The organism is Actinoplanes sp. NPDC051513 (assembly GCF_044454685.1).
Classification (GTDB): Bacteria; Actinomycetota; Actinomycetes; order Mycobacteriales; family Micromonosporaceae; genus Actinoplanes.
This window is the reverse complement of the sequence record NZ_JBITDW010000056.1, coordinates 1-11,001: the sequence shown is the minus strand read 5'-3', so window position 1 is coordinate 11,001 and position 11,001 is coordinate 1. Positions and strand designations below refer to the sequence as shown.

Here is an 11,001-nt window from a genome sequence, read left to right as displayed (position 1 = left end):
CGGTCCGCCGCCCACTGCCTCCGCACCCCTTCGGGCACCCGCTCCAGCTTCGTGTTCGCGCCCATCGCACACCTCCATGATCAAGGTGTTGCGACAACCAGTTGAATCCGCCGTTCGACCCCCTGTCGCTGTGATGTATCAACTGCCCGTCACGGACGTCACGCGACCAGATGCCGTACTCCAGCGCGGCCAGGATCAGATCGGTGTCACACCGATCCGAGGTCTTCCACCCGACGATCCGGCGGGAGAACACGTCGCGGACGGCGGCGAGCCGGAACACGCCCTCGCCGCACGGGATGCGGGTGGCGTCGGCCACCCAGAGCCGGTTCGGGCCGTCGGCGGTGAAGTTCCGGTTGACCAGATCCGGCGCCGGCGTGTGCCGCGGGTTCTGCCGGGTTGAGCCGCCACGCCAGCCGCGGCGCAGGAACGCACCGTGCCAGCCCTGGCCGGCCATTCAGCCGCTCCACCCGTTTACGACCCACACGGATCCCGTCGCGGCGCAACTGCCGGTGGACGCGGTCGGCGCCGTAGGTGAACCCGGACGCCTCCCAGATCTCATAGATGTTGGAGATCAGCCCGAGGTCGACAAGGTCCCGGTCACAGGGCTGTTCCGCCTGCTTGACCCACTGGTAGTAGGTCGACTCGGCGATGTTCAGGACCCGTAGCAGGAGCGCGACCGCGAAGCGGTCACGGTGTTCGTCGATGAACCTCATGACCGTCGCCGGGCCGGGCCGGTGAAGTCGGCCCGGGACGCGGTGCCGGCCCGGAGGGCTGGTCCGTTTTCCCGGGCCGCTTCCCGAACCCGGCGTGCGCCTTTCAGCGCACCGGGCTCTCCGCGAGCCCCGATAGTGCTGTGGTGCTCCTCGTCAGGCGGCTAGCCAGGGCGACGGGATGATCGATCCGCGGTAGCGATACCGGGTCGTGCCCAGTGTCTCCGGATCGAACAGTTCCCGCTGCCCGCGCGGCCACCAGCCGCCGCCGCAGTACTGACGGCGGAGTTCCTTCCAGGTGGCCCGGCGGTGTTTGCGTCGCAGCCAGCGCCATACCGTCTGCCACAAGTAGTGGCTGAGATAGGCGAAGGTCGCCGACGACACACCGGGCCGGAAGTAGGCGCACCAGCCACGAACTGCCTGGTTGAGCCGACGGATCAGCTCATCCAGCGGCTGGTTCACCTCGACCTGCCGACACAGCGTCTTCACCTTGGCCATCACCGCTTTCAGCGACTTCTTGGCCGGATACGTATAGATGAAGTGCCGGGTGGTCCCCTTCTTGCGATGCCGCTGGATGCGCCACCCGAGGAAGTCCACGCCCTCGTCAATGTGGGTGACCAGGGTCTCGTCCGGCGACAGGCGCAAGCCCATCGTCGACAACACCCCGGCGATCTCGTCCCGCAACGCCACGGCGTCCGATTGGCTGCCTCTGATCATCAGGCACCAGTCGTCGGCATACCGGACCAGCTTGAAGTTCGGCAGGCCGCGCCGCAGCCGCCCAGCCCTCACGCCCGGGCTGGAGCTCGGACCTCCGGGCTGCTGGGCGATGTGCTCGTCCAGCACCGCCAAGGCGATGTTGCTGAGCAGCGGGGACAAGATCGACCCTTGCGGAGTTCCGGCGTTGGTCTCCCGAAGCTGCCGGTCCTCACCGAGGATCCCGGCTTTCAGGAACGCCTTCACCAGGCCCAGGACGCGTTTGTCGGCGATCCGGTCACGCACCCGGCCCATCAGGGAGCCGTGGTCGATCTCGTCGAAACAGGCCTTGATGTCACCTTCCACGATCCACTCATAGCGGCGTGGGTTCGTGGCCAGATGACGGATCTCGGCCACCGCGTCATGAGCCCGGCGCCCGGGCGGAACCCGTAAGAGCATGGGAGGAAATCCGCCTCGAAGATCGGCTCCAACACCAGCTTCAAAGATGCCTGAACCACCCGGTCGGTGATCGTGGCGATCCCTAACCGGCGCAGTTTCCCGCCCGGTTTCGGGATCATCCGTTCCCGCACCGGCAGCGGCCGGAAACTGCGGTCCTTCAACGAGGCCCGCAGATCGTCGAGGAAATCCTCGACGCCGGTCCGCAGCACGATGGACAGCGCTGTCCGGCCGTCCACCCCGGCAGTCTTGGCACCCTTGTTGCCCCGCACCCGGTCCCACGCCACCAGCAGGAACGCGGGATCGGTAACAAGATTGAACAGGTCGCTGAACTGGCGATGAGGATCATCACGAGCCCAACGGTGCAGCTTGGTCTGGATCTCCAGTACCCGATCCTCAGCCCGCAACAGGGCCAACTCCGGATCGCAGGTATTCACCGGCGACATCCCTCCTGGCATTCCAGCATCCGCCCTGCGTGACTTGCTGGCCCCCTTCGCCCTGCGTCCGGCTCTCCCGGACTCCGACGGCGGGTCGTCACGCCCGCGACTACTACGAGGCCTCCGCCCCGACCGGCCGCCCATCAGCGGCAACACGCCTGCCGACGCCCGTCCTGGACGGACGGGAATCCGGCGGGCGCCGGTCGGTTCCCACGTTCACCACATCGATCGATCAGCCAGGGAGGTGCCCAGCTCTACTCCGGCAGCATCGCCACGGCTACGCCGCAGACCTTCACCATGGCCTCCCCACCGCCGGAGCTAAACGGCTTCGGAGTCCACCCCGCCACCAGCAGCGGCGTCGGGGTCGTGCGCTGCTCACCGGCCCATATCCACCAGCTTGGAGCCGGCTTCGCTGTTACGAAGCGTCAAACACTGGTTCACTCGCGTTACACCTTCTGGCCACGCCTCGACGAACCCGCACCGTCTGGCAGTCCCGGCACGTCCCGCCTTCGTCAGGGCCGCTTGCCACCCTCCCCACCACTGCGCAGGTCAGGCTGCCCTCAGGCTTCAACCGGGTCGCTGCGACGGCCCAGCGGGAAGGTCTCTCACCCTCCTCGATCAATCAGCGCCACGTGGCGCACAGCTCCGACGCGAAATACGAGGACGCCGCACGCAGGATCTCGTTGACCCGGTGCAACTCAGCGACCTCCTCACGCAGCCGGCGGTTCTCCTCGGCCATCTCCGTGGTGGGCCGATCATGACGTTCACCCGCGTCGGCCTCGGCCTGCCGGATCCAGTTGCGCAGCGCCTCGTGATCCACGTTCAACTGCTCGGCCAGCCGTCGGATGGTCGGCTTCGGGTCCGACTCGCGATATAGGCGCACGGCCCGCGCCCGTAGGTCGTCGGGTACTTCTTCGGTGCTGCCACGGATGCTTCCTCCCCATGATCAGTCGATCATGCTTGAGAAGCTCCGCCAAACCGGGGGAACTCATCTGACAGCAGAATCTCCTAGGTTGTAACGATCCTGGTCGTGCCGTCGCGTTGATGGCACAACCCTTCTTGCCGAGAATGCCGCTTATGGTGCAGTGCTACTCGTGGCGGGGCGAAACGAGGCCGGTTCCGTGGCCGTGGCCTGCCGGCGGGCCAGGTCGGGCACGGAGAGGTCACGCGCTGCAACAGCGTAAACTTCGACGTCATGTGTGGCGCCTGGTTGGCAGTTTCCCGCGATTGGACGCTCCCGGATCTTGGCTTCTTGCTGTTCAGATCGGCAAGCGCTGGCCTGTCGCCCAACTCGAACGCCGGATCTCAGCCAAGGATTGCGGCGTGGCACTTGATGTTGACGATCCGTTCGGTAACGTATCAACCGGTAAACTACACGGCTGCAGTTCGCCATAGGCCTGCAGTTTCAACGAGTAGAAAGTCAGGTCAGGGACATGGCGCAGCGTAAGGCAGTAGTCCTCCTGAGTGGTGGCTTGGACTCGGCGACGGTGCTGGCGATCGCCCGGGACGAAGGGTATGCGACCTTCGCGCTGAGCTTCAGGTATGGACAACGCCATACGGTCGAGTTGCAGGCGGCTGAACGCGTCGCTGCAACTCTGGGAGCGGCTAAGCACGTAGTGGCCGACATCGACCTGCGAGTCTTCGGCGGATCGGCGCTCACCGACGCGTCGATCGCGGTGCCGCACCACGACAACGTAGACGACCTCGAGGCAGACGACATTCCGGTCACGTATGTCCCGGCCCGCAACACGATCTTCTTGTCGTTCGCACTGGCATGGGCCGAGACACTTGATGCGTCGGACGTCTTCATCGGGGTCAACGCTCTCGATTACAGCGGATATCCGGATTGCCGGCCGGAATACATCAAGGCCTACGAGGGCATGGCGAACCTGGCCACCAGGGCTGGGGTCGAGGGCCGTCAGAGGTTGAAGATCCACACACCGCTCATCCAGTTGACCAAAGCGGACACCATCCGACGGGGCCTTGAGTTGGGCGTGGACTACTCCCTTACCCACAGCTGTTACGACCCGGTCGATGGCCAAGCTTGCGGCACCTGCGACTCGTGCCTCCTGCGCAACCGCGGCTTCGCCGAGGTGGGGATGACCGATCCGGCGCTTACGCTGTCACGAAGCTGAACAGGACCATGTACAAGGTCAAGGAGATCTTCTACACCCTCCAGGGCGAAGGGACCCACGCCGGCCGACCCGCCGTCTTCTGCCGGTTCGCGTCCTGCAACCTGTGGACCGGACGCGAGACCGACCGGCACCGTGCGATCTGCCAGTTCTGCGACACCGACTTCGTCGGTACGGACGGCCCCGGCGGAGGCCGTTTCGCCACCGCTGCGGACCTCGCGACAGCGGTCGCCAAGACATGGCAAGGACTGCCGCATTATCGCAGTAAGCCCTACGTGGTGTGCACCGGCGGCGAGCCACTGCTGCAACTCGACGACGACGCCGTTGCGGCGCTGCACGCCGAGGGCTTCGAGGTCGCGGTCGAGACCAACGGTACCCAACCGGCGCCCGCCGGGCTCGACTGGATCTGTGTCAGTCCCAAGGCCGGCGCTGACCTGGTGTTGACTGCGGGCGACGAACTCAAACTAGTCTTCCCGCAGCCCGCCGCGATGCCTGAGCTTTTCGAGGACCTAGGGTTCACGTTCATGCGGCTGCAGCCGATGGACAGCCCAGAGCAGGAGGCCAACACCCGGGCGGCGGTGGCTTACTGCCTGGCTCATCCGCAGTGGCAACTGAGCCTGCAGACCCACAAGTACCTAGGAATCGCTTGATGGAGATCTACCGCGAGTTCACGTTCGAGGCCGCCCACCGGCTTCCTCGCGTGCCTGACGGGCACAAGTGCGCCCGCCTCCATGGCCACTCCTACAAAGTGCAGGTACACGTCCGAGGGGACGTCGATCCGAGCACCGGGTGGGTGATGGACTTCGCCGAGATCAAAAAGGCGTTTCGCCCCTTGCATGACCAACTCGACCACTACTACCTCAACGACGTTCCCGGTTTGGACAACCCCACCAGCGAGAACCTTGCCCGCTGGATCTGGGAACGGCTCATCGACCAACTGCCGCTGTCGGAGATCCTCGTCCGGGAAACCTGCACATCGGGCTGTGTCTACCGAGGCGATGCATGACGATCAGCGAAATTAAGGCCGATAGCTTGCAAGATGTGCAGGCCCTGCCGGACACGCGCGGCATCGCGCTCGACGAGGTCGGCGTCGAAGGCCTCCGTTACCCCCTGCTCATCTCCGACGCAGACGGCAAGAAACGCGAGACCGTCGCGACGGTCACCATGTCGGTGAGCCTGGCGGACGACGTCAAGGGCGCCCACCTGAGTCGGTTCGTCGACGTGTTGCACGCCTGGCGCGACGAACTCGGCAGCCAAGCTGTCGCCTTGATGGCCGACGACCTGCGCCAACGCATGGGCAGCGCCACAGCCCGCGTCGCTCTCACCTTCCCGTACTTCCTGGAACGCCTCGCCCCAGTCACCGGCATCGCCTCGTTCATGGACTACACATGCACCCTGACCGCCGTGTCCAACGACCGCAGCGACGAGTTGGTACTCGGCGTCAAGGTGCCGGTTACCAGCGTGTGCCCGTGCAGCAAGGCGATCAGCGACCGAGGGGCCCACAACCAACGCGGCTGGGTCACCATCGACGCCCGCCCACGCACCGCCGCTACCGGGCTGTGGTTCGACGACCTCATCGACATCGCAGAGGCAGCTGGCTCCTCTCCGCTGTACGCACTGCTCAAACGCCCCGACGAACGCCACGTGACCATGGCCGGCTACGACAAACCCGTCTTCGTCGAAGACATGATCCGCAGCGTTGCCGAGGCGTTGGGACACGACGTACGCATCGCCGAGTACCGGATCCGCGTGGTCAACGACGAAAGCATCCACAACCACGCCGCTTACGCGCAGATCCCCTGGACGCCGACGACATCGACTCGGAACTCCACCGATGGCTAGCAGCGGTCACCCCGGCCTGGCGAACGTGCACGTGGTGGTCACCTGCAGCAACCGGAAACGGCACACGGTGCCAGAGCGGCTGCGCGTGGGCAACCTTCGTGAACGCGGTTCAGGTCGGCGCTTCTCCGCCTGGACAGACCGGCTGTCGACGAGTTCTGCCATCGACTTCCCCGCTGTCGACCTGTACGCCGGTGAGCACTGGCAGATTGCCCGGACCTTGCCCGACCAGATCGCGCCTCGGGCCGGGACGTTGTGGGTCTGCTCAGCCGGTTACGGGCTTATTCCCGCATCCGCGCTGATCCGGCCCTATGCGGCGACGTTCGCCCCTGGTGGGGTCGATTCGGTCGGCGAGGACCGGTCCGCCGTCCGGGACTGGTGGACCAGGCTGACTGAGTGGTCTGGCCCCGCCGCGGATCAACCACGGTCGTTCACGGACCTCGCCCGTCGTGATGCCGACGCCACGATCATCGCGGTGTTGTCCGACGCCTATCAGCGCGCCTGCGCTACGGACGTCACCGCCGCGGCTGGCCTGTTGCGTGACACGCAGCAACTCTCCGTTATCGGGCCGGCCACTACTGACCTTGCCGACCTCGTCGTGCCCGTGACCGCCCGGCTGCAACCCCACCTGGGCGGAAGCCTGCTGTCACTCAACGCCCGTGTCGCAGCGTTCCTGCTGCGTTCGTCGGTCGACGACGATCACAATCTAGGTCGCACGCGACTGCGCGAGCGTGTCGAGCAGACGACCATGGCAACGCCGGCCCGTGCGGCTGGCGCCGCTGGCCAACGTCTCACAGACGAAGAGGTTCGGGCGTTCATTTGTGAACATACCGGCGAACACGGGGTCACTGCTACGGGCCTGTTACGGCGGCTTCGCCTCTCAGGACGCTCGTGTGAGCAGGCTCGCTTCGGTCAACTCTTCGCCGAAGTGATCGCGTGGGGGGTGCGCGCCTGATGCCTGCCGCTGCGGTTCCCAACAGTATGGTCCGTCGGGCTTTGTGCATCGCGCAGAGTACCGACTACCCCCTCTATGTCTTCACCCTCCGTGCCGAGGAGATCCTGCAGGTCGCGGAAATCTCCCGCGTCAGTCGTGACAATGCCGGCAAGCTCATCGGCTACCAACGCCCTGAGGTGCGCAAACACATTCAGGAGATCGTCGAGTACCTCAACACTGACGCTGCGGTCTTCCCCAACCCGATCATCATGGCGTTGTCGTCTAGGGTGCACTTCAAGAAGATCCGTGGCGACCGCCTCCCCGGAGACGAACTCGGTATCACCGGTACGCTAGCGATCCCCATGGCGGCGAACGGTCGGCCAAAACCGGCGTGGATCGTCGACGGGCAGCAACGCGCGGTCGCGCTGTCCCGCATGCGACGCAAAGACTTCCCCGTCCCGGTCACGGCCTTCGTCGCAGACGCCGTGAAGGTCCAACGCGATCAGTTCTTGCGCATCAACAACACCCGCCCGTTGCCACGCGGCCTGGTCACAGAGCTGCTCCCCGCGGTCGACAGCCCGCTGCCGTCGCGGTTGGCCATCCGCCGGGCGCCGTCAGAGTTGTGCGACGTGCTCAACACCGACGAACGTTCACCTCTGCGCGGGATGATCAGGCGCGCGTCCACGGATAAGTCGCACCTTGCCGTCGCGGTCATCACCGACACTGGGTTCGTCGATCTGATCAAGGACAGCCTGACGTCGGCCGGGTGCCTGTTTCCCTACCGGGACGTGGGCCGCAACGAGACCGACTTCGACGGCATCCTCCACGCCCTCTATACGTACTGGGACGCCGTGCGCGACACCTTCCCTGATGCCTGGGGCAAACCTGCAGTCAAGAGCCGGTTGATGCACGGGGCAGGGATACGCGCCATGGGCCGCCTCATGGACCGGGTGCTCGGCATCGTCGACCCCCGCGGCGCGGACGCACCTCGACTGATCCGTGAGCACCTGGCGTTGATCGCCCCGTACTGTCGCTGGACCTCGGGCACGTGGGACGAGCTCAACATGCGATGGAACGACGTCGAGAACACTCCCCGTGACATCCAGGCTTTGTCCAATTACCTCATCCGGGTGCACCGCAACGCCCAGGCGGAACAGCGATGAAATTCTTCTTTCCTGACAGCCAGGACCAGGTCGACCCGAGCTTCCATTTCATCACCGAGGAACGGGACCCGTTCCGCGTCCGGCAACGCGACGACCTGTACGCCCACGAGGTCCTGACCCAAGCGCCGTTCGACGGGCTACTGGTGTCCAAGGCCATCGTGGACGGGCTGGCCAGCGGGGCCGCAGGCAAGTACACCGGAGCGCAGCGCCACCGCCTCTACCGCGAAGGCGCCGCGAAGTTCTTCCGGCTCGACAACGGCCATACGCCCCTGGAGATCATGGGCGACTGCGGTGCCTTCTCCTACGTCGCCGAAGAGCGGCCGCCCTACACCGTTGATGAAGTCATCGACTTCTACGACGGATGCGGCTTCAACTACGGAATAGCCGTGGATCACGTGATCTTCCAGTACGAGCCGGCGACATCGCGCGAAGATCCCAGGGCAAAAGAGTGGGTCCGCCGCCAGAAGATCACCCTCGAGTTGGCCCAGGAGTTCTGGGATCGCTGCGACGCCCGCAACGTCGGCTTCGCCCCTGTCGGCGTCGCCCAGGGCTGGAGCCCGCAGTCCTACGCAGACGCGATCGCGGAACTGCAGCGCATCGGCTACACGCGCATCGCCCTCGGCGGCATGGTGCCCCTCAAGACCAACGAAATCCTCGCCTGCCTACGAGCCATCGACCAGGTCCGAGAACACTCCACCCAACTGCATCTTCTCGGTGTGAGTCGTGTCGACGACGTGCCGACATTCGCCGGCCACGGTGTCACCAGCTTTGACAGCACCTCACCTTTCCGTCAGGCATTCAAGGACGACCGGGACAACTACTACACCCCCACCCGAACCCACGTGGCCCTGCGCGTTCCGCAGGTGGACGGCAACGCGAAGCTCAAGGCGCGCATCCGCTCCGGGGAGATCGGCCAAGGCGAGGCGATGAAACTCGAACGGACCGCCCTCTCCCATCTCCGCGAATACGACGCTGACACGATCAACCTTGAGCCCGTGTTGGAGGCGTTGGTCGCCTACAGCGCGCTGTGGGACGGCAAGTCCGACCGCAGCGAGCAGTACAGTGCGACGCTGGCAGCTCGGCCGTGGCGCGACTGTCGCTGCGACCTCTGTGTCGCCGTTGGGATTGAGATCGTCATTTTTCGGGGCTCCGAGCGCAACAAGCGGCGCGGCTTCCACAACCTATACGTGTTCGAACAACGTCTCCGCGCACAACAAGGAAGGACAACCGCGTGACCAAAACCAGGACCAAGGCGATCGTCTCCTCCGCCGCGACTGAGGAGTTACGGCTACCCGCCTTGGAGATCCAGCAAGGCCGCGGGCGCCTTCTGTACACCTTCGCCATGGACGGCAAGCTTGTACCCAAGATCGCCACGGTATCCCGCATCCGCCGCGACGAGGACGCGCTGCTGCACGGCTACCAACGGCCTGAGGTCCTCGCGCACGTCGCGGCGATCCGCCGGTACATCGAAACCGACGCCAGCCCCCTGCTACCCAACGCCATCGTCATCGCATTCGACGAACGTGTTCGCTTCGAGCCAGGCCCGAGCGAGTCCGACAGTCCCGGTTATGTGCGAAGCGGAAACCTAATCATCCCGATCACCGAAGGGCCTGATCACGACAGGCCCGGCTTCATCGTAGATGGCCAGCAACGCAGCGCTGCCATCCGCGACGCCAATGTCGATGCCTTCCCGGTGACCATCAGCGCATTCATCACCAACGAAACAGCTGACCAGCGGTCACAGTTCATCCTGGTCAACTCCACCAAGGCGCTGCCGAAGGGGCTCATCCACGAACTCCTGCCCGGAGCCTCTGGCGCGCTGCCCATCCCCCTTCGGGTACGCCAACTGCCAGCGACCCTGCTCGAGGCGCTCAACTTCGACAGTAGGTCCCCGCTCAACCGGATGATCCAAACTCCGACCAACCCGTCCGGCGTCATCAAGGACAATTCGGTCTTGAGGATGCTGGAAACGAGCCTGAGCGACGGCGCCCTCTACCGTTTCCGGAACGACGAGGCGCTACCGAACAACGGCTACATGATGACCGTTCTCTTCAACTTCTGGACCGCAGTCAAGCACGTGTTCCCCGACGCATGGAACAAGTCACCCCGCAAGTCCCGCCTCATGCACGGCGCCGGCATCATCAGCATGGGCTACCTCATGGACGCCATTACCCACGCACGCGACCAAGGCGACGGAATCGTCGACGTCGACGAGTTCACCGCCGACCTCAAGTCCATCGCCGACGATTGTCACTGGACCGACGGCGAGTGGGACTTCGGCGGCGGCGTTGTACGCAAGTGGAACGACATCCAGAATACGCCACGTGACATCAAGAGAGTCGCAGACTTCTTGCAGGTCAGGTACCGGAATCGATAGTGATGCAATGATGGCATGTGTTCGGCTAGGTGGCGCCGTGGGGCCGGGATGGATCAGGATCGGCCACGGCGGCATCGGGCATCCGATGGGGGAATCGACCAACTCGGCCGCCACACGGTACCTACCGCTGGGCCCTATGGCCCAAAATATTCACGGTTTCCCTGCTGAGCCGCCATGATCTTTCCGGACAGGTGGGCCAAGTAGAATTGGTTCGCCTGGGAAGGAAGAACAGTTGCCTCGTCCAAAGAGAAGTTTCTCGC

Annotated in this window: 12 protein-coding genes and 1 pseudogene; 8 read left to right on the top strand and 5 right to left on the bottom strand. The window is 64.8% G+C overall.

From position 1 onward, the window contains the following. The 5 genes and pseudogenes from ACIA5D_RS51385 to ACIA5D_RS51365 form a co-directional block, all read right to left on the bottom strand. The coding region (locus tag ACIA5D_RS51385; RefSeq protein WP_396038057.1) for a DDE-type integrase/transposase/recombinase at positions 1-454 on the bottom strand (454 nt) is incomplete at its 3' end. Between the two features lie 43 nt (positions 455-497). Further along, positions 498-713, bottom strand: a pseudogene (locus ACIA5D_RS51380) (IS3 family transposase); the annotation flags it as partial. A gap of 153 nt (positions 714-866) precedes the next feature. Continuing rightward, entirely contained in the window at positions 867-1,820 is a 954-nt protein-coding gene (locus ACIA5D_RS51375; protein WP_396038056.1) for a reverse transcriptase domain-containing protein, read from the bottom strand. Next, on the bottom strand, positions 1,718-2,296 hold the full coding sequence (locus ACIA5D_RS51370) for a hypothetical protein (RefSeq protein WP_396038055.1): 579 nt from the start codon (positions 2,294-2,296) through the stop codon (positions 1,718-1,720). The genes ACIA5D_RS51375 and ACIA5D_RS51370 overlap by 103 nt, the downstream gene beginning before the upstream one ends. Before the next feature lie 622 nt (positions 2,297-2,918). Next, a complete protein-coding gene (locus ACIA5D_RS51365) occupies positions 2,919-3,227 on the bottom strand; it encodes a transposase (RefSeq protein WP_396038058.1) in 309 nt (102 codons plus the stop codon). A 502-nt stretch (positions 3,228-3,729) separates the two neighbouring features. On the opposite strand from ACIA5D_RS51365, the gene queC reads away from it, so the two are divergent. Genes queC through dbpB (ACIA5D_RS51325) form a run of 8 tightly spaced genes read left to right on the top strand, consistent with a single transcriptional unit; the run spans position 3,730 to position 10,741 of the window. Continuing rightward, complete coding sequence (gene queC / locus ACIA5D_RS51360; protein ID WP_396038054.1) at positions 3,730-4,431, top strand: 7-cyano-7-deazaguanine synthase QueC; 702 nt, start codon at positions 3,730-3,732, stop codon at positions 4,429-4,431. A gap of 8 nt (positions 4,432-4,439) precedes the next feature. After that, a complete protein-coding gene (queE, locus tag ACIA5D_RS51355) occupies positions 4,440-5,078 on the top strand; it encodes a 7-carboxy-7-deazaguanine synthase (RefSeq protein WP_396038053.1) in 639 nt (212 codons plus the stop codon). Beyond that, positions 5,078-5,434, top strand: a complete 357-nt coding sequence (gene queD, locus ACIA5D_RS51350) for a 6-carboxytetrahydropterin synthase QueD (RefSeq protein WP_396038052.1) — start codon at positions 5,078-5,080, stop codon at positions 5,432-5,434. The genes queE and queD overlap by 1 nt, the downstream gene beginning before the upstream one ends. Next, a complete protein-coding gene (folE2, locus tag ACIA5D_RS51345) occupies positions 5,431-6,270 on the top strand; it encodes a GTP cyclohydrolase FolE2 (RefSeq protein WP_396038051.1) in 840 nt (279 codons plus the stop codon). Before queD ends, folE2 begins: the two co-directional genes overlap by 4 nt. Positions 6,271-6,295: 25 nt before the next feature. After that, the gene (locus ACIA5D_RS51340) at positions 6,296-7,222 is read left to right on the top strand and encodes a hypothetical protein (protein WP_396038050.1); all 927 of its coding nucleotides are present in this window, start codon (positions 6,296-6,298) and stop codon (positions 7,220-7,222) included. Beyond that, positions 7,204-8,364, top strand: a complete 1,161-nt coding sequence (gene dbpB / locus ACIA5D_RS51335; protein ID WP_396038049.1) for a DGQHR domain-containing protein DpdB — start codon at positions 7,204-7,206, stop codon at positions 8,362-8,364. The genes ACIA5D_RS51340 and dbpB (ACIA5D_RS51335) overlap by 19 nt, the downstream gene beginning before the upstream one ends. Continuing rightward, positions 8,361-9,599: a tRNA-guanine transglycosylase DpdA gene (dpdA, locus tag ACIA5D_RS51330; RefSeq protein WP_396038048.1), complete on the top strand. Its 1,239-nt coding sequence runs from the start codon at positions 8,361-8,363 to the stop codon at positions 9,597-9,599. The genes dbpB (ACIA5D_RS51335) and dpdA overlap by 4 nt, the downstream gene beginning before the upstream one ends. Beyond that, positions 9,596-10,741 carry a DGQHR domain-containing protein DpdB gene (dbpB, locus tag ACIA5D_RS51325; RefSeq protein ID WP_396038047.1) on the top strand — a complete coding sequence of 382 codons (1,146 nt, stop codon included), beginning with the start codon at positions 9,596-9,598 and terminating at the stop codon, positions 10,739-10,741. Before dpdA ends, dbpB (ACIA5D_RS51325) begins: the two co-directional genes overlap by 4 nt. Positions 10,742-11,001: the final 260 nt, after the last annotated feature.